At 29.8% G+C, this 26,048-nt stretch carries 20 protein-coding genes, 1 tRNA gene and 1 pseudogene; 9 read left to right on the forward strand and 13 right to left on the reverse strand.

The features are described from left to right. Positions 1 to 124: 124 nt before the first annotated feature. The 8 genes from Q0731_RS11725 to polA form a co-directional block, all read right to left on the reverse strand. Positions 125 to 694, reverse strand: a complete 570-nt coding sequence (locus Q0731_RS11725) for a hypothetical protein (protein ID WP_299064299.1) — start codon at positions 692 to 694, stop codon at positions 125 to 127. Next, positions 691 to 1,062, reverse strand: coding sequence for an SHOCT domain-containing protein (locus tag Q0731_RS11730; RefSeq protein WP_299064301.1), 372 nt, complete (start codon positions 1,060 to 1,062; stop codon positions 691 to 693). The genes Q0731_RS11725 and Q0731_RS11730 overlap by 4 nt, the downstream gene beginning before the upstream one ends. Positions 1,063 to 1,283: 221 nt before the next feature. Continuing rightward, positions 1,284 to 1,616, reverse strand: coding sequence for a hypothetical protein (locus Q0731_RS11735; RefSeq protein WP_299064302.1), 333 nt, complete (start codon positions 1,614 to 1,616; stop codon positions 1,284 to 1,286). Positions 1,617 to 1,629: 13 nt separating this feature from the next. Beyond that, positions 1,630 to 1,833 carry a hypothetical protein gene (locus Q0731_RS11740; protein WP_299064303.1) on the reverse strand — a complete coding sequence of 68 codons (204 nt, stop codon included), beginning with the start codon at positions 1,831 to 1,833 and terminating at the stop codon, positions 1,630 to 1,632. Positions 1,834 to 2,002: 169 nt separating this feature from the next. Then, a complete protein-coding gene (locus tag Q0731_RS11745; RefSeq protein WP_299064304.1) occupies positions 2,003 to 3,091 on the reverse strand; it encodes a hypothetical protein in 1,089 nt (362 codons plus the stop codon). A gap of 73 nt (positions 3,092 to 3,164) precedes the next feature. Further along, a complete protein-coding gene (locus tag Q0731_RS11750) occupies positions 3,165 to 4,322 on the reverse strand; it encodes a site-specific integrase (protein ID WP_299064305.1) in 1,158 nt (385 codons plus the stop codon). A 101-nt stretch (positions 4,323 to 4,423) separates the two neighbouring features. Then, on the reverse strand, positions 4,424 to 4,810 hold the full coding sequence (locus tag Q0731_RS11755; protein WP_299064306.1) for a hypothetical protein: 387 nt from the start codon (positions 4,808 to 4,810) through the stop codon (positions 4,424 to 4,426). Positions 4,811 to 4,870: 60 nt separating this feature from the next. After that, positions 4,871 to 7,723: a DNA polymerase I gene (gene polA, locus Q0731_RS11760; RefSeq protein WP_299064307.1), complete on the reverse strand. Its 2,853-nt coding sequence runs from the start codon at positions 7,721 to 7,723 to the stop codon at positions 4,871 to 4,873. A 266-nt stretch (positions 7,724 to 7,989) separates the two neighbouring features. Here polA and Q0731_RS11765 point away from each other — a divergent pair, with 266 nt between their 5' ends. Continuing rightward, positions 7,990 to 9,213 (forward strand): metallophosphoesterase, encoded by a 1,224-nt coding sequence (locus Q0731_RS11765; protein ID WP_299064309.1) that lies wholly within the window; start codon positions 7,990 to 7,992, stop codon positions 9,211 to 9,213. A gap of 90 nt (positions 9,214 to 9,303) precedes the next feature. After that, on the forward strand, positions 9,304 to 9,597 hold the full coding sequence (locus Q0731_RS11770; RefSeq protein ID WP_299064311.1) for a thioredoxin family protein: 294 nt from the start codon (positions 9,304 to 9,306) through the stop codon (positions 9,595 to 9,597). A gap of 257 nt (positions 9,598 to 9,854) precedes the next feature. Here the strand turns inward: Q0731_RS11770 and Q0731_RS11775 are convergent, their stop codons facing one another. Continuing rightward, positions 9,855 to 10,460 (reverse strand): polysaccharide deacetylase family protein, encoded by a 606-nt coding sequence (locus Q0731_RS11775; protein ID WP_299064313.1) that lies wholly within the window; start codon positions 10,458 to 10,460, stop codon positions 9,855 to 9,857. 43 nt (positions 10,461 to 10,503) lie between these two features. Next, positions 10,504 to 13,584, reverse strand: coding sequence for a DUF2723 domain-containing protein (locus Q0731_RS11780; RefSeq protein ID WP_299064315.1), 3,081 nt, complete (start codon positions 13,582 to 13,584; stop codon positions 10,504 to 10,506). 169 nt (positions 13,585 to 13,753) lie between these two features. On the opposite strand from Q0731_RS11780, the gene Q0731_RS11785 reads away from it, so the two are divergent. Beyond that, positions 13,754 to 13,825, forward strand: a tRNA-Gln gene (locus tag Q0731_RS11785). A 176-nt stretch (positions 13,826 to 14,001) separates the two neighbouring features. Here Q0731_RS11785 and Q0731_RS11790 read toward each other — a convergent pair. The 3 genes and pseudogenes from Q0731_RS11790 to Q0731_RS11800 all read right to left on the reverse strand — a co-directional run bounded on the left by Q0731_RS11790 (position 14,002) and on the right by Q0731_RS11800 (position 18,981). Continuing rightward, positions 14,002 to 15,069, reverse strand: a pseudogene (locus Q0731_RS11790) (alginate lyase family protein). 204 nt (positions 15,070 to 15,273) lie between these two features. Beyond that, entirely contained in the window at positions 15,274 to 17,646 is a 2,373-nt protein-coding gene (locus Q0731_RS11795; protein WP_299064317.1) for a glycoside hydrolase family 2 TIM barrel-domain containing protein, read from the reverse strand. 156 nt (positions 17,647 to 17,802) lie between these two features. Further along, positions 17,803 to 18,981, reverse strand: a complete 1,179-nt coding sequence (locus Q0731_RS11800; protein ID WP_299064319.1) for a glycoside hydrolase family 88 protein — start codon at positions 18,979 to 18,981, stop codon at positions 17,803 to 17,805. Positions 18,982 to 19,382: 401 nt separating this feature from the next. On the opposite strand from Q0731_RS11800, the gene Q0731_RS11805 reads away from it, so the two are divergent. The 6 genes from Q0731_RS11805 to Q0731_RS11830 all read left to right on the forward strand — a co-directional run bounded on the left by Q0731_RS11805 (position 19,383) and on the right by Q0731_RS11830 (position 25,712). Further along, the gene (locus tag Q0731_RS11805) at positions 19,383 to 20,210 is read left to right on the forward strand and encodes an SDR family oxidoreductase (RefSeq protein WP_299064321.1); all 828 of its coding nucleotides are present in this window, start codon (positions 19,383 to 19,385) and stop codon (positions 20,208 to 20,210) included. A 96-nt stretch (positions 20,211 to 20,306) separates the two neighbouring features. After that, complete coding sequence (uxuA, locus tag Q0731_RS11810; RefSeq protein ID WP_299064323.1) at positions 20,307 to 21,494, forward strand: mannonate dehydratase; 1,188 nt, start codon at positions 20,307 to 20,309, stop codon at positions 21,492 to 21,494. A 24-nt stretch (positions 21,495 to 21,518) separates the two neighbouring features. Then, on the forward strand, positions 21,519 to 22,925 hold the full coding sequence (gene uxaC, locus Q0731_RS11815; RefSeq protein WP_299064325.1) for a glucuronate isomerase: 1,407 nt from the start codon (positions 21,519 to 21,521) through the stop codon (positions 22,923 to 22,925). Positions 22,926 to 22,936: 11 nt separating this feature from the next. Continuing rightward, positions 22,937 to 23,911 (forward strand): TRAP transporter substrate-binding protein, encoded by a 975-nt coding sequence (locus Q0731_RS11820; protein WP_299064328.1) that lies wholly within the window; start codon positions 22,937 to 22,939, stop codon positions 23,909 to 23,911. Between the two features lie 2 nt (positions 23,912 to 23,913). Then, positions 23,914 to 24,405, forward strand: a complete 492-nt coding sequence (locus Q0731_RS11825) for a TRAP transporter small permease (protein WP_299064330.1) — start codon at positions 23,914 to 23,916, stop codon at positions 24,403 to 24,405. A 2-nt stretch (positions 24,406 to 24,407) separates the two neighbouring features. Continuing rightward, positions 24,408 to 25,712: a TRAP transporter large permease subunit gene (locus Q0731_RS11830; protein ID WP_299064332.1), complete on the forward strand. Its 1,305-nt coding sequence runs from the start codon at positions 24,408 to 24,410 to the stop codon at positions 25,710 to 25,712. Positions 25,713 to 26,048: the final 336 nt, after the last annotated feature.

Here is a 26,048-nt window from a genome sequence, read left to right on the forward strand (position 1 = left end):
GTGTTTTAAGCACTAAAGTTAGTAATTAAATCACAGATAGAAAGTCCGCGAGGACTTTCGTAAATTGTCTAAAACCAAGCAATTAATTATACACGGTGTTGTAATAAGTTATGGTTTATAATTATTAAAAATCAAAGAATATGAAATCAGTAATTTGTTGATAAGGTATGCTACCAAAATATTGAGGACTATTATTTCCTAATTTCCTCTTGATTTCTTTTGGAGGTGTTCCTAAACCTTCAAAAGTTGATTTTTTAAAAATATTTTTTGTTTTTTTATTAATTAAATTAACTTCATAATTTAATCTAATTGCAGAAGCTCCATTTGTATAATTTCCGTATTTCTTTCCATTTTCTAGTCGTTTTATCCAAATAATAACTTCAGCTTCTTCGATGTTTTTCGTAATAGAATTGCCTATTCCTTCTGTAACTGAAAACTGTTTAACATTCAAGTTATAATAACTTTCTTGGATTAGTTTACAGCTATTACCTAAAATAAAAATTTTATCAAATTCAATTTTTTTCGGATTATAGGTTAATTTATTACAGTCAATGTTTTTAAAAAATTCTGATGTTTTTTGACCCCAAAATTCTGTTAATTTATTCTCTCTTTTTCTTTCACCACTGCAATCGAAAATAATGAAGAATAAAATTCCAATTATTAATAAAATTATTTTTGATAAAAATTCTTTCATTTCTTTAAAATCTCTTTTTTAAGAATTTCAAATTCATTCTGGGTTATGACTTTTTTTTCTTTTAATTCATTTAATTTTTCAAGTTTTACTAATTTATTGGACATTGAATTAAAAATTAAACTAAAGTCTTTCTTACTATTTAATTTGATTTTTTTTAAAATTAAACTATATTTTTCCGCTAAATTAGATGATATATCTTTTAGATAATGAGGTTTTGCTATAATCTCTCCTGACCTGTTGATAACATTTATATTAAATATTTTGGAAATAAGTAATGGGATTCCTCCAAGTATAATTAGGAAAACTAAAATTGATATAATTGCGAGGATTATGTCAGAAAATATATTTAAAGAAAATACTAATTTCATTTGAAGCAATTTTTTAATAATTTATTACAACGTGTTTATATATGGTTTGTTGCGTGAATTAAGCAACTAATTTAGTAAATAATTACTGACAAAGAAAATCCGCGAGGATTTTCGCAAGTAAGCAAGAAGCCAGCAATAAATTATATATGGTGTTGGCAAATCGTTGTTTTTATTCACAATTTAATTTTCAACTTAACTTTTTTATTAATTAAGAATTTTTCTTAAAAGTTATTTGGATTTATTCTTTCTAAATGGAATTCATTATTATCTAAAATTGTAAGATTAAATTTCGGTGTTTTCCCTTTTTTCCAAGGTGCAAAATTATTAGAAATTAGCCATTCTCCAATTCGTTTATCTCTAAATTCAGGGCAATTCCTCCAAAATCCTGAACTTAATCTAACTTTAATAAATTCAGTTTTTTCGATTGATAGTTTAATTTCAGATATATTTTTATTAAAAAATTCTCTCCCTTTTTTACCAACTCTAATTCCATAACCATTTCCATTTTGGTTATGTTTTCCGTCATTCCAAGAACTAACTTTCAGCTTTGTCATAATTTTCAACTTTTTAGCAACCTAATATTTTTATTTTGTCATCTCTTTGTTTTATCAATGCTTTCGTTTTTGATACATCTCCTTCAGCTAATTCAATTAATTTATTAAATCTCTCAATAATTTCATTTTTTTCTGTCAAGCAATCGTTTTCTTCATTAGAACAAGATGCTTGTGTAAAATTCAGAATAATTATAATAATTAAATATTTGTATTTCATTTTTTAGCGGAATTTTTTTTTCAATGTTTGCCAACGTTTTTGTATATGGTTTGTTGCGTGTTTCAAGCAACTAATTTAGTTAATAATTACCGACCAAGAAAGTCCGCGAGGACTTTCGTAAGTAAGCAATAAGCCAGCAATAAATTATATACGGTGTTACCTGCAGGCTTTATTCCTCCTGTTTCTCTGGAAGTTCTAAAATTGATTTTCCTTGAGTTTCGATATATTCAATATTTTGTGCACTTTCACTTATTGATTGTATTAAATCAGCTTTCTGTTGTTCTTTCTCACTTAATTCCTCGTCTTCTTCAGGTTCAGGTAAAGGTTCAATTCTGATTTCTACGTTAAAACCTTTGTCTATTCGATTTGCTAACTTATTAAGTGAAATTACTAATCCGTTTTCTAATTCATTTTTTCTTCCATTATCTCCTTCGTAATGTTCTTTAATAACTTCTTTAGCAATCTTTTTAACTTCGGACTCCATTAATCCATTTGCGTGAGTTTCAATTCCTTTAGTTTTTGAATCTGGAACTCCTGTAGCTTTTAATTGATTTCTTAAATTCTTTATTTCTAAAATTTGCTTGTAATGGTTTAATATTCTTTCAGTAGCTTTTGATAAAACATTTGCAACTTGAAGCCCAATGACAACATAAAGTAAAAATTCACTTGAAGAGATTGTTTTAACTTCAAATTCTTGTTTTTCTCCAGTTACTGCTTCCGAAATATTATTAAGAATAAAATTTAATTCGGCAATTTCATTTTTCAGCTCCGATAATTTGTTTTCTACAAAATCTCTCGGAATTGTATAACCTAATTCACATTCTCCAGGTTCTAATATTTCCTGTTCAACTCCTAAAGCACCAAGACCTGTTAAAGTATTTTGAATTGCAGTTTGAAATTCCTTAAAATCAGTTGTGATTTTTTTTATATCTTCTAATGCTTTTGCAGGTGTTATTGAATTAGAAGCTAAAATTTCAGTTATTTTGTTTTTTAAATCAATACCAATAATATTATCGCCACTAATTTCCGAAATAACTTCTTTCCAACTTGGCGAATAATTATTGTATTTAGATTGTTCTAAAGCTTTATAAAGTTTCTCAAGAGAAGCTACCAAATTCGTTTGATGAGCTGGTTGGTTAGGTTGACTTATTTGATTTTGTAAATGCGTTTGAACTTGTGTAAGTAATGTTGCTATTTTACTTAATTCAATGTCTTCGTCAAGGTCAATTAATATTCTGTGTAATCTTTCTACATTCATTCTTTTAAATTTCGATTGGTTTTTTCAGATTGCAGGTAACTGGTTATATCAAATCAAATGTATTGCTTTTTGGTTAAATATTACGGGATAATAAAACATTTTCCTTGTTTTTATCTACATTATTTAATTTTTGTAAAGCAATGTCTAACGGGTTTTGAATCTCCATCAAATCCTTTCTTCTTACATGTGTATATATCATAGTCGTTTCTGGTCTTGTATGTCCTAGTAACGATTGTATATACCTTATATCTACTCCGTTTTCTAATAAATGAGTAGCATAACTATGCCTTAAAGTATGAGGTGTAACCGTTCTTCTTATCCCAGCTCTTAAACAACTTCTCTTTAGAAATTGTCTAATACTTTCTGTACTATATTTACCACCATTTTGTCCTTCTACAAAATAAACCTTGGGATTGTAAGAGTAATAATAATTAGATAAAAGAGGTAAAAAACTTTCAGCTAAACTTACATATCTGTCTTTTCTACCTTTTCCGTTTTTTACAATTAATTGTTTTCTTTCAATATGAAAATTTGATAATTCTAAATTAATTAGTTCACTTATTCTTAATCCACATGAGTAAATTAATGCTAAAATTGCTCTATGTTTTAAGTTTTGTGTACATCTAATAATTTTTAAAACTTCTTCCTGAGATAAAACACTGGGCAGTTTTCTAGACTTTTTGGGTCTTTCTAAAACCAAATCATTAATTTTTGTATGAGGGCAAAAAATAATAAAAACTTTTAAAGCACTAATAAATTGCCTTTGCGAACTAATAGAATAATCTCTTTCTATAAAGACGGTTTCTATAAAAAGTTCAACATCTCTATTGGTTAATTCTTCTAAAGGAGTTTTAGTATGAAAATTGACAAAATCTGCAACAAAAAAAGTATACGTTTGTATGGTACTTTTACTATATCTTTTTCCTTTTAAAAATAAATAAAAATTATTTAAAAGTGTTTTTTGAGGTTCCGTTAAATCTCTTTTAAAAAGTTGGTTTTTAGTTATTTTTGACGAATCTACATCAGTTACTCCATTAAAAAGTGTTGTAATTGCTTTTAAATTTTCAGGAGTGTTTTTTAAATACCAAGAAGTTAAACTTTTACTCCAATAAGTACCCTTTACAGTTTTTAAAAGAGCAACCAATTTACTGTTGTAAGTAAAACGAACCAAAAGTTGCTCATCATTCCGATGTTTCTTTTGTTCTAAATAAATAGTAGGTAATTTATCCAATTCTTTTCAATTTTATAGCACAATAAATGTAGTGAAAAAAATTGAATTTAACTAGTTTGTTTTAAGTTAGTTATAATTTTAGTAAAATACAATCAACTATTTCAATCAACCAAACCAGCAGAGGGAGAAAATAATAAATCTGTAGGATTATCTATTTCATATAAATATTGATAACCTCTAGTTTCCTTTTTGCAAAAAGGTTCTAAGAGTTTTGCCATCTTTTTAAACCCCTCTAAAGTTAAAATACAAAAAAAAGTTTCGTTATCTTTTGTTAATATTCCTTCATCAGATCTAAACAAACCAAAAATTAAATTGCAATTTCTAGGGATAATAAAATCTACTGCTGCTAAATCTAATTTTTGCTTTTTGATGATGATCGTATCAACTAACAAATCTCTAAATAAAATAGCTTCTGCTTTGTTAAAATTATACAAACGCACAATATTCTCTTCAAGTCCGTTATAATTTTCTATATAATCTAATTCCATTCTATGCTGAACTTTTTTCAGTATCTTTTTAGTCAATTAACAGCCTAAATTTGTTTACGATTAATGAGCTTCTAACCAGTTTTCTCCAATATCCATTTCAATATTTAACGGAACAGTCATTTTAAATGCATTTTCCATTTCGTGTTTTATAATTGGTTTAATAGCCTCTAATTCATCTTTTAAAACATCAAAAACCAATTCATCATGTACTTGTAATAGCATTTTCGATTTGAAACCTTCGTTCTGTAATCGTTTATGAATATTTATCATAGCTATTTTTATAATATCTGCAGCAGAACCCTGTATTGGAGCATTTACTGCATTTCTTTCTGCACCAGATCTTACCATTCCATTTCTAGAATTGATATCTTTTAAATATCTACGTCTCTTTAAAATAGTTTCTACATATCCATGTTCTCTAGCAAAATCTACTTGGGCAGACATGTATGCTTTTAATTTTGGATATGTTTCATAATACGTATCAATTAATTCTTTTGCTTCTCCTCTAGATAAATCTGTCTGGTTACTTAATCCAAAGGCAGAAACTCCATATACAATTCCAAAATTAACTGTTTTTGCGTTGCTTCTTTGTTCTCTAGTAACTTCATCCAAAGAAACATTAAAAACTTTTGCAGCGGTAGAAGCATGAATATCTTCGCCATTTTTAAACGCTTCAATCATATTTTCTTCTTCGCTTAAAGCAGCAATAATTCGCAATTCTATTTGACTATAATCTGCTGCTAATAAAATGTGATTTTCATCTCTAGGAATAAAAGATTTACGAACCTCTCTACCACGTTCTGTTCTAATAGGTATATTTTGCAAATTAGGGTTGTTAGAGCTCAATCTTCCAGTAGCAGCAACAGCTTGCATGTATTGTGTATGAATTCTTCCTGTTTTTGGGTTGATTTCATTTGGCAAAGCATCAACATACGTACTTTGTAATTTTTTATACTGACGATATTCTTGAATATCTCTAATAATTTGATGATCTTTTGCTAAAAACGATAAAATATCTTCGCCAGTTTTATACTGACCCGTTTTTGTTTTTTTAGGTTTTGCAACCAATTCCATTTTCTCAAACAAAACAATCCCTAATTGTTTAGGCGATGCAATATTAAATTCTTCTCCTGCTTGCTCGTAAATACTTTTTTCTAGACGGTTAATATCATCCGTTAAGGCAACAGACAAATCTTTTAAGAAATCAGTATTGATATTTATTCCCTCAATTTCCATTGAAGTTAAAACAGATACCAAAGGCAATTCAATATCATTAAATAAAGCTGTTACATTACCAGCCTCTAATTCGCTTGTAAAAAGTTGTTTTAACTGAAAGGTAATATCTGCATCTTCAACTGCATATTCTGTTTGATCTGCAATAGGAACAACACGCATAGAAAGTTGGTTTTTTCCTTTTTTACCAATTAATTCTGTAATAGAAACAGGTTGATAATTCAAATACGTTTCTGCCAAGATATCCATATTATGACGCATATCTGGGTTGATCAAATAATGGGCAATCATGGTATCAAACAATTTCCCTTTTACAGACATATTATAGTTTGATAATACTTTAATATCATACTTTAAATTATGCCCAATTTTTTCTATTTCTTCGGATGTAAAAAAGGGTCTAAATTCTTCTAAAATAGCTGTTGTTTCTTCTTGATTTTCTGGAAAAGACACATAATATCCTTTCCCTGCTTCAAAAGAAAAAGCAATTCCTATCAACTCAACTTCTAAAGCTTTTAAGCCTGTAGTTTCAGTATCAAAACAAACCGATGTTTGTTGCATTAACTTTTTAATAAATAATTTTCTAGAAAGCGGGGAGTCTATATGTTGATAAAAATGATCGGTATTTTTAATGGTTTTAAATCCTGATGCAATATCAGCTTCAGATACAGACCCAGAACCTGGAGCAGCAAATAAATCGAATTGTCCTTCTGGCGTTGCTTTTTTCTTCCCATTTTTTAAGTCACTTGTTGTTGTGTCTGATGAGCCTTCTACAGAATTTACTCTTGCTGCATTTTCTACAGCAAATGTTTTTAAGAAATTAGTCAATAAATTTCTAAATTCTAATTCGTTAAAAAGTTCAGTCACTTTTTCTGTGTCTGGTTGGTCTAGCTCAAAATCTTGTGCGTTAAAAGTAACAGGCACATCTAGCATAATGGTTGCTAATTGTTTAGAAAGCAAACCTAATTTGCCATTTGCTTCTATTTTTTCCTTCATTTTTCCTTTTAGCTCATGCGTATTTGCTAATAAATTTTCCATAGAACCATAAGCAGCTAAAAACTTTTTAGCGGTTTTTTCTCCAACACCAGGTAAACCTGGGATATTATCTGCAGAATCCCCCATCATTCCTAAAAAATCAATCACTTGTTCTGGGGTTTCTACGCCAAATTTCTCTTTAACTTCTGGTACTCCCCAAATATCATAACCACCACCAAAACGAGGTTTGTACATAAAAATATTATCAGAAACCAACTGAGCAAAATCTTTATCAGGAGTTACCATATACGTTTTGTACCCTTCTTTTTCTGCTTGTTTAGAAAGGGTGCCAATAACATCATCAGCCTCAAAACCTGCTTTTACCATAATAGGAATGTGCATTGCTTCTAAAATCTGATAAATGTAAGGAACCGCTAATTTTATAGCTTCTGGCGTTTCATCTCTATTGGCTTTGTAGGCTTCAAACATTTCTACTCGATCTACACTACCACCTTTATCAAAACAAACAGCTAATTTATCGGGTCTTTCACGTTTAATAACATCTAAAAGTGAGTTCATAAACCCCATTATTGCAGAGGTGTCTAAACCTTTACTATTAATTCTTGGGTTTTTTATAAAAGCATAATAGCCTCTAAATATCAATGCATAAGCATCTACTAAAAAAACTCTTTTTTGATCTGACATTTTGTATTTTTTAAATGGGGTAGTGTATATTTTCGTAATTTTCTATTGCTTCAGATAAAATTTCTGCATCATCTAATTCTTTAAAATTTATTTTAGCATCAGAAATTTCTTCTAAACTTTGCAATACAATTCTATATTCTTACTTAGATTTTAATTCCATTTTTTTAACGAATTCGTATTGCAGTAAAACTACAAAACTTTAACATCCTATTAAAATTTCATTGGCATTATAACAGTTATCTTTACTAAAATTTTAAATATTTTTTATGCCACGTTGGTTTTTTCCTCTAATTATTTTAACAATTGTAATTGTACTTGTAGAAATCTATACGTTTCAAGCATTTAAAACAGTTTCTAAAAATAAATTTGTTCGCTATTCTTTTTTATTGATAAGTTTTGCAGCGTATATTAATTTTTTTATCACACTAATTACGTATGATAGAAGCAACGGACAAACACCACAATTTCAAATGGCAATGGGTTTGTTGTTAACAGTTTCCATCCCAAAATTAGTCGTTATTTTTATCCTTTTTGGAGAAGATGTTTATAGGTGGATTTTAAAATTAATTTCTGCAATTTCAGACGGAGAAACCAAGTCTTTAGCAGGTAGAAGAAAGTTTATTTCTCAAATGGCTTTAGGGTTGGCAGCAATACCTTTTGCGTCTTTTATTTACGGAATTATACAAGGCAAATACAATTACAAAGTTTTAAAATATCAATTATCTTTTAAAGATTTACCTGATGCTTTTGACGGATTTACCATCACTCAAATTTCTGACATTCATTCTGGGAGTTTTACCAATAAAGAAAAAATACAATATGGAGTTGATTTAATTAACCAGCAAAAATCTGATATCATGTTATTTACAGGAGATATTGTAAATAATAAAGCAGATGAAATGGATAATTGGATTGATGTTTTTGATAAATTACAAGCCAAAGAAGGTAAATATTCAATTTTAGGAAATCATGATTATGGTGATTATATGGATTGGAAAAATCCGCAAGATAAAATAGATAATTTTCAAAAAGTAAAAGAGATTCATCAAAAAATTGGTTTTGATTTACTGTTAGATGAACACAGATATTTAGAAAAAAACGGACAAAAAATTGCTCTTTTAGGAGTAGAGAACTGGGGAAAAGGATTTAATCAAGCTGGCGATCTAGAAAAAGCATCAGCAAGCATAAAAAAAGAAGACTTTAAAATATTAATGACACACGACCCAAGTCATTGGCAAGAGAAAGTAAAAAAAGACGATTTTAATTATCACTTAACTTTAAGTGGTCATACACATGGTTTGCAAATGGGGATTGAAATACCTGGTTGGTTTAAATTTAGTCCATCGCAATTTGTATACAAACAATGGGCAGGTTTGTATGAGGAAGCTGGTAGATATATTAACGTAAACAGAGGTTTTGGGTATCATGCATTTCCTGGTAGAGTTGGTATTTGGCCAGAAATAACGGTTATAGAATTGAAAAAAGCCTGATAATCAGACTATTTAAAAACTTTTTTTTATATTTGTTTACTAAATAGTAATTATTTTACACGTTTTCCCCCTTTTTTAATATTTTATAGTATGGCAAAATTTGGTGAATTAATTAATATTAAAAAGCCTGTCTTAATCGATTTTTACTCAGATTTGAATGATTCTGAACAAACTCTAAATATTTTAAGAGATGTTGCTGCGGCATTAGGAGACAGAGCTAAGGTAATTAAGATAGATGTCAAAAAAAACGAAGCACTTGCAGACGTTTTACGTGTTAAAGGAAACCCCACTTTTATGATTTATAATAATGGCGAAATGCAATGGCGTCAGACAGGTTTTCAAGACGCAAATACTTTAATTGGTTTGGTACAAGAATATCTTTAAGTTTTTTAGAAGCTATTTGCTGCTTTTACTACTGCTTTTTTATGAACTTTTGTATTTAAAATAAGTTGATAGATCTTATAGTTTTTTAAAAACCTGTGAGAATAAAAAACTACTTGTCATTTTTGCGTAGGCAGGAATCCATAAAAAGTGAATTGAGACTCGATATATTTAAAGTTGGCTATTTGTTTATGGGAAAATATTCTTTTTTTTAAGCTATTTAAGTTTAGATTCCTGCTTTCGCAGGAATGACAGATTTCTTAAATCGCCCTAAAAACAAAGCCTTTTTCAGAAAAATGTTTCAAAACTTTTGGCAATGCATATTGCATTCTTTCAGCAGCTTTAATACTATCATGAAAAACAATAATGCTTCCTTTTTCGGTATTTTTTAAAACATTTTCTAAACATTTTTCTTTAGAAATTGTAGTGTCAAAATCTGCAGATAAAACATTCCACATAATTATTTTATAGCCTTTTTTAAAGATTTCTTTAGCTTGTTTTTTTTTTATTTTTCCATAAGGAGGTCTAAAAATTTTCTGAGTAATTGTTGATTTGTTGAATTGTGTAATTGTTTTTTCACACGCTAAAAAATCATCAAGATATCTACTATTATCAGTTTTCCACCCTTTTAAATGGTTTTGGGTGTGATTGCCAATTGTATGGCCATCAATAATAATAGTATTAAAAATTTCAGGATGATTTTGTATGTTTTTCCCGATACAAAAAAAAGTAGCTTTTGCGTTGTATTTTTTTAATTCAGATAAAACAAATTGTGTGATTTCTGGAGTAGGTCCATCATCAAAAGTTAAGAAAATTTCTTTTTTATCCGTAGAAAAACGCCACGTATATTTAGAGAAAATTCTCATAATTATACGTGGCGTTTTAGGTAAATAAGCTTTCATTTAGAGTTTATGATTCTTCATCAGGAACAAGGTGTTCAAATAGTTTTACAATATCTATAAACTCATCTTGTAAAGCATCTATGTAGTCTTTATCAACCTCACCTTGTTCAGCTTGATTGATAATATTTCTATACATATATAAAGTGGTATCAATATCATCAAAAATTAATTCTGATTCATTTTTAGGAAATGTAGCTAACCAAACTAATTTTTCTTTAAATAAGTTGATAAGTGTTCTAGAAGTTTCTCTTGCTTTTTTAGAATCTTTTAGTTTGTAATACATTTCTGGATAGCCCATAGATAAACTATAATGGTCAAAGTCTTTAATTGGCATTTTATCTAAAGATATATCTAAAATTTCTAATGCTTTAACAGTATCTCCTTCTTTAGCAAAAGCTTCAGATAAGCGTAACAAACCATTACGCATAGAAATAGAGTTTCTTTTGGTTTGTTCGTCTAAATAAATTTTACCATCATTAATGTTTCTCCAATTCCATTTCTGAATATTAGCATACATTTTTTCAGGGTCAATTCTACCCATATCAAACAAACTCTTTTTAGCAATTGGTGTTTTAATTGGTACTAATTTGTATGCCAAACCATCTAACTGTAAATAATCTTTTAACCAAATATATTCTTCATCTGCATTTGCACCACCAGTAAAATAGATAGGTCTTTCCCAATCGTTATTTGCTAAAATATCTAGCATTAAAATTCGGTTTTTAAATAAGGCTCTATTATCAATAGTAATATCAATATAAGGCACAATTTTGTCGGCATCTTTTTGAGCCACAATACCGTTTGCTAAAACTTTTTCTTTGTTTACCGGAATTCTAATTCTATTGGTAGGATAAAATTTTTCTTTTTGTCCGTTTTCTGTTTCCACATAAGTTCCATCATTATCAGAAGCAATCCAACGCATAAAGTCTTTGATATCTATTACAGAGTCTTTATAACGAGGATGATCCATAGAATAGGCAACATCTAAGGTGCCATATTTATATTGATCGTGTTTTAATTGCGATGGAATAGGAGGAGCATCATAAGTTGCACGTTTCATTTGATCGATGTACCAATCTGTTGCAAAAAGCGATGTATTTACTAATTTTACATCGGTTCTAATGCCTTCTACTTCTTGCATGTACCAAAGTGGGAACGTGTCATTATCTCCAATGGTAAACATAATTGCATTTGGGTCGCAACTTTCTAAATAAGCTTGTGCATTTAAATGGGTTGTGTATCTGTTAGATCTGTCATGATCATCCCAATTTTGAGAAGCCATTAAAGTAGGTACAGCCAAAAGTGAAACTATAGAAACAGCAATGGCTACTGTTTTTTTATTGGCATAATTTTTTAAATACTCATACAAAGCAAGTACACCAAAACCAATCCAAATGGCAAAAATGTAAAAACTACCTACAATTGCATAATCACGTTCTCTGGGTTCAAAAGGTTTTGGGTTTGTGTAAAATATAATAGCAAAACCGGTAAAAGCAAAGAATAAAAATAGGGTAAAAAAGTTTTCTTTGTCCCATTTTATTTGATATAACAAACCAATAATTCCTAAAATTAAGGGTAAAAAGTAGTATTTGTTTCTTCCTTTGTTTTCTAATACTTGACTAGGTAAATCTTTTTGAGAGCCTAATCTTATTTCATCTAAAAAAGTAATTCCACTAATCCAATTACCGTTAAAAATATCTAAGTTTCCTTGAATGTCATTTTGTCTACCAACAAAATTCCACATAAAATATCGTCCATACATGTAACCAAATTGGTAGCTCATCATAAATTTTATGTTCTCTGCAAATGTAGGTCTGCGTTTGCTGTTTTGTGGAATGCCAGCAATTTGTTTGTACATTTTTTCTGAAGCAGGATTTACCATTCTTGGTATAAAACCCTTGTGCTTATCAGACCAATTTGGCACTACATCTTTATAATTATTTACAATTTCGTACTTGCCATTTCTTTTCTCATACTTAGGTTTGTCATCTTTATAAGGATTCTTGGTATCTTGTGTTCTTTGATATGAGTTAGAGTAGTAGGTGTCATAAAAAACATTGGCATCGCCATATTGTTCACGCTCATAATAAGCTAATAATTCACGAGCACTAGAAGGGTTGTTTTCATTAATTGTGGTGTTGGCATTGGCTCTAATTGGTAACATCATCCAAGAAGAAAAACCAATCATAATGAATAGTATGGCAAGTATTAATGTGTTTGCTTGTACTTTGTTTTTTTTACGTGTAAAATTTAATCCAAAGTAAAATAAACCAATTAAAATTATAGCTGCAATGATAGAACCAGAATTATAGGGCAACCCAATAGAGTTGATAAAAAATAATTCTGATGCACTAAAGAATTTTAATGTAAAAGGAAATAAAAATTTAAAAACAAACATTAATACAACTACAGAAACTATGGTAGCAATTGCCGTAGTTTTAAGGTTGATGTTTTGGTAGGTTTTAAAGAAGTACAACATTACAATGGCAGGAATTACCAATAATGAAAGGATGTGTACACCAAATGATAAACCTACTACAAAACTTATTAAGATTAACCATTTGTTACCTCTTGCAGTATGTATTTCACTTTCCCATTTTAACGCCAGCCAAAATAATAATGCCATTAAAAATGATGACATAGCATATACTTCTCCTTCTACAGCACTAAACCAAAAACTATCTGAAAACGTATAAGCTAATGAACCTACAAGAGAACTTCCTAAAATTGCAATGTATTTTCCGTCGGAAATTGCATCTGTTTTTAATGCTAATTTTTTTGCCAAATTGGTAATGGTCCAAAACATAAATAAAATGGTGAATGCACTTGCTAAAGCAGACATAAAGTTGACCATTTTTGCAATTTGATCTAAACTAGACGTAAACATGGCAAAAAATGCACCTAACATTTGAAATAAAGGAGCTCCTGGAGGATGACCAACTTCTAATTTAACGGATGTAGCAATGTATTCTCCACAATCCCAAGCACTCACAGTTGGCTCTAGCGTTAGAGCATAAGTAATTAAAGCAATAGCAAATGTAGCCCATCCTAAGATGATGTTCCATTTTTTAAAGTTTGTTGCTGTCATAGTTTTGTAATAATGTGTGGCGAATTTACTAATAAATATCAATAAAATTCCTTGGTATTTGCTTTTAAAACTGCTAAAATCCTCTTAAATATTTTATAACAGTAAAAATTATTGAAAAATGTTTGTCAAATTAAAACTTTGGGTTAAATTTGCACCCGAATTAAAGTATTGGCCTATGGTGTAATTGGTAACACACCGGTTTTTGGTACCGACATTCAAGGTTCGAGTCCTTGTAGGCCAACTACTATTTAAAAAAACCCTTTAAACAATTGTTTAAAGGGTTTTTTATTTTTTACTGTATAATTCAAAATACTGCTATTTAAAATTTATAAATATCCCATAAAATAGGATGTTTAACAATTGTATTTCTAACAATTTCTGGGGTGTTTTCATCCATTTTTAAGGCTGTCCATAATTTTAAATACTTTTTTTTTTAGTATTTAAACCAACAAATAGTAGAGAAACCTGTTTTATAGGCCAATGATTCCAATACATTACATCTTTTTGAAAAGGCCAATTTTCTTTATATTTGATGAATGGATATAAAAATTCCATTCCTAATTGTATGCTTTTTCCGTCTTTTGTTTTGTAGTAGTAGAGGTTTTCTTTTTTGGTTGATAAAAGTTGTACCAAACTAACCATAGCGTCTAAGTTAAATAACGAATATCCATAAGGTTTTGTTCTTGCTATTTCTTTTGGAAAACTACCATCTAAAGCCATTTGATTTGGTAACAAAGTATTTTTGTAGAAGTTTCTACAATATTCAAGTTGGGTTTTATCATCAACCAAAAGAGCAAATGCAGCAACTTGTAACGCCCAACAAGTACTATGATTATTGCCATTATCGCGTTCTTTTTCTCCGAATTTATGAGTTGTCAACCAATTTAAATAGTTAGAAAACCAGTTTTTAATAGCTAATAAATCATCAGTATTTATAGATGAAGAATTTTCTATTGTTTTAATTGCCAAAACAACTTCTATGAAATGAAGGGTGTCAATAATTCCAATTCCACGTCCTGTAACTTTGCCTTTTATGGCTTAAGCATATAATAAATTAGGATTCATTTTGGTATCCTCATTTACAAACCAAGCTTTTAAATGCGGAATTAATGCTGCTACATATGTTTCATCTTTAGTAATTTTATAAGCAGAAGCTAAACTGCCTGCAATATTACAAAGTCGAATCATTGATTTTCTATGAGCTATAAAATTATCAGGATTTGACAAACCGTCTTTTCTGATATATGGGCCTTCTAAATCGTTTGGGTTTTGCCACCAATAATCGCCTTCAGAATAAAAATCGTGCTTATTCCCAGTACTTCTTTTAGCAATATTTGCAGTTACTGTAATGGGTTTTTCAGTAATAAAACGATTGGCATTTTTAAGAACTTTTTCGCTTTCTAATTCTATTAAATTGAATTCTGGAGTTTGGTTGCAACTGAAAATTATCAGCATAAAACTAATAAATAGGATTTGTTTTTTCATTTTGATGATTTTTTTGAAGGAAACGTTATTATTTTCAAATTTAAACTCATTTCCCACTCAGTTTGTCACCCTGAAAGGGTCTCACATCAGATTAGGCAACCCGCAAAAGATTCTTTCAGAATGACAAAACTGTATAGGGTTTGTGTTGTATGATTTTTAATTTATCCTTAAAAAAATTGGCACTCTTATATATCTGTTGTTCTCTTACTCAATCGTTAAATAAGTACCTTTAAAACTTTGGTTTAAAACCATCATTACTAAAGGGGTATCTATTGAGTTTCTTTTCACTTCAATAGAAGCTTTACCATTTGCCATTTCAATAGACTCACTTCCTGTTGGTGTTCCTAAACGTTTAAAAGTTTCTCCACCAGACATACATTGAAAATACACCCTATCTTCATAATCTAAACAACGTAAACCATTAGCATCTTTTGCAATTGCAGTTATTAAATAGTTTCCGTTTTCTAATTTTTCATAAGTTAGTTTTAAACCTTTGGCTTTTCCGTTTTTGGTAAATCTATAATTGATTTTTAATTCATCAGAAACCGTTTTACCATTGGCAGTTTTTCCTTTAGAAACTAAGGTGTTTTCTCCTTCTTTAAATTGCAAGTTCCAATTTAAACCTGCAGCAGGAAATTCTTTGATGTTTCTTGTTTTTGTGCCTACGCTTTTTCCGTTTAAAAATAATTCTACTTCTTGGCAGTTAGAATAGACACTAATATCTCTTGCCAAACCTTTTGGACCTTGTCTATCTGTCCAAGTATGAGACTCTATATAAGTAAAAGGGTCTTTGCTCCAGTAACTTTTAAAAACGTAAAATGCATCTTTTTTATGACCAGCTCTGTCTACCAAACCTTTCTGGTTCATATAAGGAATCGCATTTTCTGGTCTTAAAGGAGTACCAAAATCTTTAAATGCCCATTGAATATTTCCTACAAAAGTATCATCATTTTCAGAGATTCTTAAATGCCAATCAAATAAATCTACAATATAGTTTTCAGACCAATCGCCAATTTGTGCAATATTTGCAACATCGGTTTGTACAATGGCTTCTTCCCAACCATCTACTTGTATTTTACCTTCGCCAGTAATTGGGTTTTCTGTATGACGACCAACGTGACTTGAGCCTCCATATTCTGCATGTAAAAAAGATTTGTATTGTTTTTTATATTGATCGATGGCTTTTTGATAACTTTTATAAGAGCCAGAATACCAACCAGACCAAATTGAAGGAGAAAAAACATCAACAATAGCTGCACCTTCATAATATTTACGGATTGCAGTTTTTCTTGTTGGATCTAATTTGTGTGCTAAATCGTTAATTTCTGATAAAAATGGCTTCATGTTTTCTTCTTTTCCTCCATTTTCAAAATCTGGCAACCAATACATTTCGTTTCCTAAAGACCAAATTACAATACTTGGATGATTGTAATTTTGTTCAATAATTTCAGTTAGCATATTCTTGGTATTTTCTTTCCAATTATCATTACCAACACCACCTCTACACCAAGGTAATTCGTCCCAAACTAAAAGTCCTAATTCGTCACAAGCTTTGTAAACTTCTGGATCTTGAGGGTAATGTGCCAAACGTACAAAATTGGTTCCCATTTCTTTAATGAGTTCTATATCTGCTCTGTGTTGCTCATTGCTCATTGCAGCACCAACACCTGCATGTTCTTCATGTCTGTGCGTTCCTCTTAATAACAAACGTTTGCCATTTAAAAAGAAAGCTCCATATTCTTTAAACTCAAACCATCTAAAACCAACTTTGTCAGAAATTTGATCAATTGTTTTTTCTTCGGATAAAAGGGAAACTTCAATGGTATATAAATTAGGATTGTCAGTATCCCAAAGTTTAGGATTATTGATATTGTCAAAATTTATTTTAGCCAGATGATCATCCACAGAAAACTCTTTTTCTACCACTTTTTTCCCCTCATTATCTATTAAAACTGCTTTTACTTTTGATGATTTATTAGCATTTACTACAGCAACTGTTCCTGTTAAAGTAGCCTTTTCATTAGAAACTTTAGGTGTTGTATATTTTAAATTTGCCAAATGCGTTTTTGGTTTTGTTTGTAAAAAAACATCTCTTGTAATTCCGCCAAAAATAAAGAAGTCAGATTTTTGAGAAGGAATAATCTCTGGATCATAGCTATTATCTGCTCTTACAACAATTTCATTTGTTCCGTTTTTTAATGCTGATGAAACATCAATTGTAAAACCAATATAACCACCAATATGACTTCCAACTTTATCTCCGTTCACAAAAATTTCTGATGTAATGTTTACACCTTCAAAATACAGCTCATAAATAACTTTTGAGTTTTTAGAAATATCAATTTCTTTTTTATACCAGCTACCTGTTCTTCTATAACCAGGTTTTAAATCTGTGGCATCTAAACTATTCCAAGAATGAGGTAGATTTATAGCTTGCCAGTTTTTCATAGCCAAAGCATCAGAAATAGTTTCTATATCTTTTTCTAAATACTGCCAATTTTGGTTAATGTTGGTTTTTGTTCTTTCTGATATTCCATTTGTATTTCCATCTGAACTACAAGAAAAAGAGAGAAACATCAAACTAAAAAAAAGTAGAAAGTTTGATGATTTTGTTTGAATTGACAGGTTTACTTTCATGTGTATTATTAGTTTATTTATAAACTCTTGTAAGGTTTCAAAAACCTTGCAAGAAGTCTTGAATCTTTGTAGTATAATTTTTTTTGTTTGGTAAATCTATTGTTTATCCATTTCCTTTAAACGTAATAAAGTTTCTAAAAAGTAATAATCTGCATACACAATAGGTTCGTCTATTTCGTCTTTTTTAGGCCAATTACCTGTACTGTGTTTTAAAATAAAAGGAGCATTAATTGTTGGTTTTAAAAGATATTCTTCTGTTTTTAAACTTTTTATCACTTTTTTACTATAGTCTAAATATTTTGGCTTGTTTGTATATTGATACAATTCTACCAAAGCAGAAGAAATAACAGTAGCTGCAGAAACATCTCTTGGAGCATTTGGAATTGATGGATCTTTAAAATCCCAATAAGGAATGCCATCTTTTGGTAAGTTTTTATGACTCAAATAAAAATTTGTAGTAGCTTCTGCTTGGTCTAAATATTTTTTATCTTTTGTATATCTATATGCCATTGTATAACCATAAATTGCCCAACCTTGTCCTCTTGCCCAAACAGATGCATCATTAAAACCTTGGTGAGTTACTTTCATTCTAATGTTTCCATTTTCTGGGTTGTAATCTACTACATGATAACTACTATTATCTGGTCTAAAATGATTTTTTAAAGTAGTATTTGCATGGATAACAGCCAATTTATGAAAAGAAGAATCGTTACTGATTTTTGTTGCTTCGAAAAGCATTTCTAAATTCATCATATTGTCAATAATCACAGGAAAATTCCACGTTTTTTTATTGAAATCCCAAGATCTGATACTGCCAACTGTGTTATTAAATCGAGTTCTTAAAGTTTGAGAACTTTTTACAATAACAGATTTGTAATGGTCGCTTTCTATGTGTTTTAAACCTTGTCCAAAACTGCAAAAAACTTTAAAACCCATGTCGTGAGTTCTATCATTATACTTTTCTTTTTCTATAAAAGCAGTCCATTTTTTTGCTAAATCTTTGTATTCAGATTCACCAGTAAGTTCATGAATTTGCCATAAATTTCCTGCATAAAAACCACTCGTCCAATCTTTAGAAGGTACTTTTTTAATTTCGTTTTTAACTATAGAATAACTTCTTGGAAATGCTAAAGAATCTGGTTTATATTCCAAGAATTTTACAAATCTATTTTGTATTGATTCTTTAGAAGTTTCTTCTTTACTTATGTTAGAATTACAAGATGTTATCAGTGAAAAAGAAATGACAATTAAGAGGGTGTTTTTAATTTTTTTCATGGTACATAATTATATAAAATTCGTTATAAATTTTGATTTAAAAATAAAGATATTCTTAACTATTTAGTAATGAGTTAATTAATTTAATTATAAGGCGTTTCTGGTAAGAAACTTGAAGCCAAATTACAAAAGAATATTGGATGTTTTAAGAAAAACATAAAATGAACAACATTAACAATGATTCAATGTATAAACAAATTTAGACTTAATCTTAATTTTATAATTAACATTATTTAAAATGCATAACAGGTTATTTAACAAATCAATAATAAGTTAAAATATAAAGAATTAAATAACGGAGCAGAACAGTTCAGGATAGTGCAGGGTATTCGTAATTAAATTAATGTGTATTTTTACGTTTCAATTAATTAAAAAATAACACAAACAATATTTTATTACAGATGAGCAAAACAGTTGTATTAACAGGAGCAGGAGGAGTTCTTTGTAGCACATTAGCTATGGCACTTGCAAAACAAGGAAATAACATTGCAGTATTAGACTTAAGAAAAGAAGCAGCAGATAAAGTAGCCGCAGAAATTAATGCAGAAGGAGGAAAAGCAATAGGAGTTGCAGCAAATGTTTTAGAAAAAGATTCTTTAATTGAAGCAAAAAAAGTAGTAAATGCTAAATTTGGCAAAGTTGATATTTTAGTGAATGGAGCAGGAGGAAATCATCCTTTAGGAACCACTTCTAACCCGTTTTTTGCGATGGAAGATTTAAAGAATACAACAGAAGGTTTTAAAACTTTTTTTGATTTAGATCCAAAAGGAATCGAATTTACATTCAATTTAAACTTTTTAGGAACTTTAATTCCTACACAAGTTTTTGCAGAAGATATGGTAGGTAGAAAAGGATGTTCTGTATTAAATATTTCTTCTATGAACGCCTTTACGCCTTTAACAAAAATACCAGCTTATAGTGGCGCAAAAGCTGCAGTTTCTAACTTTACTCAATGGTTAGCTGTGCATTTTTCTAAAGTAGGGATTCGTGTAAATGCTTTGGCACCTGGGTTTTTCTTAACAGATCAAAACAGAAGTTTGTTAACTGAAACAGATGGAAGTTTAACAAAAAGAGGTCAGCAAATTATAGATCAAACGCCGATGGAGCGTTATGGTAAACCAGAAGATTTAATTAGTACAACGTTATATTTATGTGATGATGCTTCTTCTTTTGTTACAGGAATTGTAATTCCTATTGATGGAGGTTTTGCAGCTTATAGTGGAGTCTAAAAGCCTTTTTTAATCTTCTTAAAAAGAAAAAATAATACAAATAGTTAATCTTTTATTAGTGAATTTATTGCTAATACTTGAATAGAAAAAAATAAAATGAAACAAAATTTAGAGCAAACTTGGCGTTGGTATGGTCCTAATGATCCAGTATCATTATCAGATATAAAACAAAGTGGTGCAACAGGTGTTGTATCTGCATTACATCATATTAAAAATGGTGTAACTTGGACTGTTGAAGAGATTCAAAAAAGAAAAGATAGTATTGAAAGTGTTGGTTTAACTTGGTCGGTTGTAGAATCTGTACCAATTCATGAAAACATTAAAACAAAATCTGGCGATTACAAAACGTACATAGAAAATTATAAGCAAACGCTTTTAAATTTAGGCAAATGTGGAATTGATATTGTGTGTTACAATTTTATGCCAGTTTTAGATTGGACACGTACAAACTTAGATTATGAAGTTTCAGATCAATCTACAGCATTGCGTTTTGAAGCAGCAGCTTTTGCCGCTTTTGAATTGTATTTGTTAAAAAGACCAGGAGCAGAAAATGAATATTCTGATGCTCAAAAACAACAAGCAGCAGACTTTCTTAAAAATGCCACAGAAGAAGATCAAAAAAGATTAATCAGAAATATTATTGCAGGTTTGCCAGGTGCAGAAGAAGGCTATTCTTTAGAAGAATTCAATGCAATTTTGGCTACTTACAAAGATGTAGGTCCAGCAGAATTAAAAGCGAATTTATTTTCGTTTTTAGCAGAAATTATTCCTGCTGCAGAACAAGCAGGTGTTTTAATGTGTATTCATCCAGATGATCCACCTTTTCCTATTTTAGGTTTGCCAAGAGTTGTATCAACAGAACAAGATATTGTAGATTTATATGAAGCTGTTCCTTCTCAAAACAACGGATTAACATTTTGTACTGGTTCATTTGGTGTAAGAGCAGACAATGATTTAGCAGGAATGGTTGAAAGACTTGGAGATAGAATTCATTTCATACACTTACGCGCAACTAAAAGAGATGCAGAAGGTAATTTCCACGAGGCAGATCATTTAGAAGGCGATGTTGATATGTATGCAGTAATGAAAGCATTGGTTTTAGAACAACAAAAACGTATTGCAGCAGGCAGACAAGACGTAAGAATGCCTTTTAGACCAGATCATGGACATAAAATGTTAGATGATTTAAAGAAAAAAACCAACCCTGGATATTCAGGAATTGGACGCTTACGTGGCTTGGCAGAATTACGTGGTTTAGAATTAGGAATTAGACGTTCATTATAGAACAGTAAAGAAGAAAACCTATCAATGAACAATAGTACTTTTATTACAGATAATTTTTTGTTACAAACTGATGTAGCTGAAACATTATACCGTCAGTATGCTAAAGATTTACCAATTATAGATTATCACAATCACTTATCGCCAAAGCAAATAGCAGAAAATTTACCCATTAATAATATAACAGATGCTTGGTTAAATGGCGATCATTATAAATGGCGAGGCATGAGAGCTAATGGTGTTGATGAGGCTTTTATTACTAGTGATACAACTAATCAGAAAGAAAAGTTTTTAAAGTGGGCAGAAACAGTACCCTATACTCTAAGAAACCCTTTATTTCATTGGACACATTTAGAGTTGAAGCGTTATTTTAATATTGATGAAATTTTACAACCATCAACTGCAGAAGCCATTTATGAAAAAGCAAATGCAATTTTAGAAAATAAAACTCCAGCAGATTTACTAAAACATATGAATGTTGAGGTTATTTGTACTACAGATGATCCTACAGATAGTTTAGAGCATCATCAAGCAATTGCTCAAATGAATATTTTCACAAAGGTTTTACCCACCTTTAGACCTGATAATTTACTTTTAATTGAAGGAAACAATTATCAAACGTATATTAAAGAATTAGCAACTAAAGTTGGATTTAAAATTTCGAATTTAACGGAGTTATTAGCTGCTATTGAAAACAGGATCGAATTTTTTAATGATTTAGGCTGTAAACTTTCAGATTATGGTTTAGAGCAAATTTATGCTTCAGATTTTACAGATAAAGAAGCTGATGTAGTTTTACAAAAACGTTTGTCTAATGCATTAGTAACTAAGGAAGAAGCAAAAATGTTTGCGTCTTGTATTTTGTTTAAATTATGTAAAATGTACCATGCCAAAGGTTGGGCACAGCAGTTTCATTTAGGAGCATTAAGAAATAATAATAGTAGATTATTAGATCAAATAGGTTTAGATGCTGGTGTAGATTCTATTGGCGATTTTACCCAAGCACAACCAATGTCTAAATTATTTAATAATTTAGAAGCAGCAAATGCTTTGGCAAAAACAATTACCTATAATTTAAATCCTTCGCAAAATGAAGTATTTGCAACAATGATGGGTAATTTTCAGAATGGTGATGTTCCTGGTAAAATGCAATGGGGTTCTGGTTGGTGGTTTTTAGACCAAAAAGATGGCATGGAAAAACAACTAAATACATTGTCTAATATGGGTTTATTAAGCAGATTTGTAGGAATGTTAACAGATAGTCGAAGTTTTTTGTCTTTTCCTAGACACGAATATTTTAGACGTATATTGTGCAACCTAATTGCAGAAGATGTAAAACAAGGATTGGTACCAAATGATATTGAATTTTTAGGAAAAATGATTCAAGATATTTGTTATAACAATGCTGTTAATTATTTCAATTTTAAAAACTAAACTAATTTATTATGATACATAAAGTGTTTTGTGCCTTGTTTCTTTTACTATTTTTACAAGGTTGCCAAAAAGAAGATGGTGTAAAGATGATGTATTTGGCACATACTTTACCTCAAACACATCCAGTACATAAAGGTATTTTAGAATTTAAAAAAGCAGTAAAACTAAAATCTGGTGGTAAAATAGATGTTAAAATATTTCCTGATGGACAGTTAGGATCTGAAAGAGAAACGCTAGAATTATTACAAATTGGTAGTGTTGCTGTTACCAAAGTAAGTGCTGCAACGTTGTCTAATTTTGTGCCTGAATATCATCTATTAGGAATTCCTTATTTATTTAAAAGCAAACAACATCAATTTGATGTTTTAGAAGGTGAGGTAGGTAAGTCTATTCTAGAAAAAGGTTCTAAATTTTGGTTGCGAGGCTTGTGTTATTATGATGCTGGTAGTAGAAGCTTTTATACTTCAAACAAAGCCATTAGAACTCCAGAAGATTTAAAAGGACTTAAAATACGTGTTATGAACAACCAAATGGCTATTAATATGGTAAATAGTTTAGGAGGTTCTGCAACACCAATGTCTTTTGGAGAATTGTATACAGCCATTCAACAAGGTGTTGTTGATGGTGCAGAAAACAATCCTCCTTCATTTGTTTCTTCTAATCACTATGAAATTAGTAAATATTATACGTTAGACCAGCACTCTTCTGTACCAGATGTATTATTAATTGGAACAAAATATTGGGATACTTTATCTGATCAAGAAAAAGTTTGGGTGCAAGAAGCAGCAGATGAATCATCAAAAGCACAAAAAGTTTTTTGGAATGAATCTGTAAACGAATCTATGGAAATAGTCAAAAAAGCAGGAGTAGAAATCATCATTCCAGAAAAAGCATTGTTTCAAGAAAAATCAAAATCGGTTTTAGAATCCTTTGAAAAAGAGCATCCTGAAATGAGTTCTATTATTAATAAAATAAAAAATCAATAACTATGAAATCAGCAGATATACTTTTTAATAAAGTTTGCAAAATTTTAGAAATTATTTTGGTTTCTATTTTTGGATTGTTAGTAGTTGATGTGTTATTGCAAGTTTTTTCTCGCTATATTTTAAACACATCTTTTACATTTACAGAAGAATTAGCACGTTTTTCTTTGATATGGTTATCAATTCTTGGTGCAGCGTATTTAAATGCAAAAAGAGAGCATTTATCAATGGATTTTTTATATCAGAAGTTTCCAGAAAAATTTCGAAAAAAAGTACTCTATTTTATAGAAATATGCATCTTTTTATTCGCTTTAGTAGTAATGGTAATAGGTGGTTTTAATTTAGTGTATACAACATTACACTTAGGGCAACTATCAGGTACTTTAAGAATTCCTCTAGGATATATTTATGCAATTTTACCTGTAAGTGGTTTGTTTGTGATGTGTTTTTCAATATATCATGTGGTTAAAATAAGTACTAATAAAATAACCGATTAATTATGAGTATTGAAATAATAAGTATTATCGTCCTATTTTTAAGTTTTTTCATTTTATTAATGTTAAAAGTACCTGTAGCTTATAGTATAGGTATTTCTACAACCATTAGTTTGTTGCTAAATATTGACAAATTACCAGGAATAACAACTATTGCACAAAGAATGACCACAGGAATTGATAGTTTTGCTTTATTGGCAATTCCCTTTTTTGTATTGGCTGGTGAAATTATGAAACGTGGAGGAATTGCAAACAGATTGATCAATTTTGCAAAGTCTTTAGTAGCAAGTTTACCTGGTGGTTTAGCCTATGTAAATGTATTAGCATCTATGCTTTTTGGAGCAATTTCTGGGTCTGCAATTGCAGCAACTTCTGCTATTGGAAGTATCATGACAGATAGAATGGAAGAAGAAGGATATCCAAGAGAACTTAGTGCTTCAGTAAATATAACTTCAGCAACAACGGGTCTGTTAATTCCACCTAGTAATATTTTAATTGTATATGCTTTGGCAAGTGGAGGTACAGCATCTGTAGCAGCTTTATTTATTGCAGGTTATTTACCTGGAATTTTGTTAGGTCTTGCTATTATGGGGTATGTTGCATTTATTGCAATAACTAGAAATTTTACCAAAGGAGAACGTGTACCACTTCCATTAATTTTTAAATACTTTAGAAAAGCATTTTTTAGTTTATTATTACTTGTTATTGTTGTGGGAGGTATTGTTGCAGGTATATTTACTGCCACAGAAGCCTCTGCAATAGCTGTTTTATATGCTGGAGTTCTTGCATTAATTTATGGCGATGTAAGTGTAAAAGATTTTCCTGCTATTTTATTAGCAAGTTCAAAAACAACTGCTGTAGTTATGTTTTTAATTTGTACTTCTATGGCAATGTCTTGGTTGTTTTCTTTTGAAGGAATTCCTGAGTTGATAAGTAGTTTTTTATTAGAACAATTTAGCAATAAAATTATCATCTTTTTATTAATAAACTTAGTATTGTTAATTATTGGAACTTTTATGGACATGACACCTGCTGTTCTAATTTTTACACCTATTTTTTTACCAGTAGTTACTGAGTTAGGGATGCATCCTGTTCATTTTGGAATCGTATTGGTTTTAAACCTTTGTATCGGTTTATGTACACCACCTGTTGGAACCATACTCTTTGTAGGTAGTGGTGTTGCCAATGTATCTGTTTCGCAAGTTGTAAAACCTTTGTTGCCCTTTTTACTAATTATGGTTATAGTATTACTACTAATTACTTATGTACCTGCAATCTCAATGTTTTTGCCAGGTTTATTTGGTTTATAAGATTTAGTTTTAAAAATATATAGTAAAAAGCCTTGACAAATTATTTGTTAAGGCTTTTTATTTTTTCCAATAAATTGGATGTTAAATACTGGTTAAACTCCCAATTTTTAAAAAGAGATAAACTCTAAAATTAAAGATGAAAATAAATATTCAATATCATTGAGGATTAAAAATTTGTGAATTCGTGGCAATGTAAAAGTATGAGTTTGCCCTGTAATTTTAATTCGTGTATTGGTGGTAAAATAGTACTAAATTAAGAGTTTTATTCAATGATAAATGCAGAAGTTTAATTCATAAATAAATACTAAAGTTAAAAATAATAGACTGCATTAAAAT

The sequence above is a fragment of the uncultured Polaribacter sp. genome, from assembly GCF_947497695.1.
Lineage (GTDB): Bacteria > Bacteroidota > Bacteroidia > Flavobacteriales > Flavobacteriaceae > Polaribacter.

Bases quoted from the DNA above. Each gene is read 5' to 3' on its own strand.
- Q0731_RS11780 (WP_299064315.1), bottom strand. From the start codon at position 13,584: ATGACAGCAACAAACTTTAAAAAATGGAACATCATCTTAGGATGGGCT.
- Q0731_RS11800 (WP_299064319.1), bottom strand. From the start codon at position 18,981: ATGAAAAAAATTAAAAACACCCTCTTAATTGTCATTTCTTTTTCACTG.
- Q0731_RS11775 (WP_299064313.1), bottom strand. From the start codon at position 10,460: ATGAGAATTTTCTCTAAATATACGTGGCGTTTTTCTACGGATAAAAAA.
- Q0731_RS11805 (WP_299064321.1), top strand. From the start codon at position 19,383: ATGAGCAAAACAGTTGTATTAACAGGAGCAGGAGGAGTTCTTTGTAGC.
- Q0731_RS11820 (WP_299064328.1), top strand. From the start codon at position 22,937: ATGATACATAAAGTGTTTTGTGCCTTGTTTCTTTTACTATTTTTACAA.
- Q0731_RS11830 (WP_299064332.1), top strand. From the start codon at position 24,408: ATGAGTATTGAAATAATAAGTATTATCGTCCTATTTTTAAGTTTTTTC.
- Q0731_RS11725 (WP_299064299.1), bottom strand. From the start codon at position 694: ATGAAAGAATTTTTATCAAAAATAATTTTATTAATAATTGGAATTTTA.
- Q0731_RS11795 (WP_299064317.1), bottom strand. From the start codon at position 17,646: ATGTTTCTCTCTTTTTCTTGTAGTTCAGATGGAAATACAAATGGAATA.
- Q0731_RS11755 (WP_299064306.1), bottom strand. From the start codon at position 4,810: ATGGAATTAGATTATATAGAAAATTATAACGGACTTGAAGAGAATATT.
- Q0731_RS11745 (WP_299064304.1), bottom strand. From the start codon at position 3,091: ATGAATGTAGAAAGATTACACAGAATATTAATTGACCTTGACGAAGAC.
- Q0731_RS11770 (WP_299064311.1), top strand. From the start codon at position 9,304: ATGGCAAAATTTGGTGAATTAATTAATATTAAAAAGCCTGTCTTAATC.
- Q0731_RS11730 (WP_299064301.1), bottom strand. From the start codon at position 1,062: ATGAAATTAGTATTTTCTTTAAATATATTTTCTGACATAATCCTCGCA.
- uxaC (WP_299064325.1), top strand. From the start codon at position 21,519: ATGAACAATAGTACTTTTATTACAGATAATTTTTTGTTACAAACTGAT.
- Q0731_RS11740 (WP_299064303.1), bottom strand. From the start codon at position 1,833: ATGAAATACAAATATTTAATTATTATAATTATTCTGAATTTTACACAA.
- Q0731_RS11825 (WP_299064330.1), top strand. From the start codon at position 23,914: ATGAAATCAGCAGATATACTTTTTAATAAAGTTTGCAAAATTTTAGAA.
- uxuA (WP_299064323.1), top strand. From the start codon at position 20,307: ATGAAACAAAATTTAGAGCAAACTTGGCGTTGGTATGGTCCTAATGAT.
- polA (WP_299064307.1), bottom strand. From the start codon at position 7,723: ATGTCAGATCAAAAAAGAGTTTTTTTAGTAGATGCTTATGCATTGATA.
- Q0731_RS11765 (WP_299064309.1), top strand. From the start codon at position 7,990: ATGCCACGTTGGTTTTTTCCTCTAATTATTTTAACAATTGTAATTGTA.
- Q0731_RS11735 (WP_299064302.1), bottom strand. From the start codon at position 1,616: ATGACAAAGCTGAAAGTTAGTTCTTGGAATGACGGAAAACATAACCAA.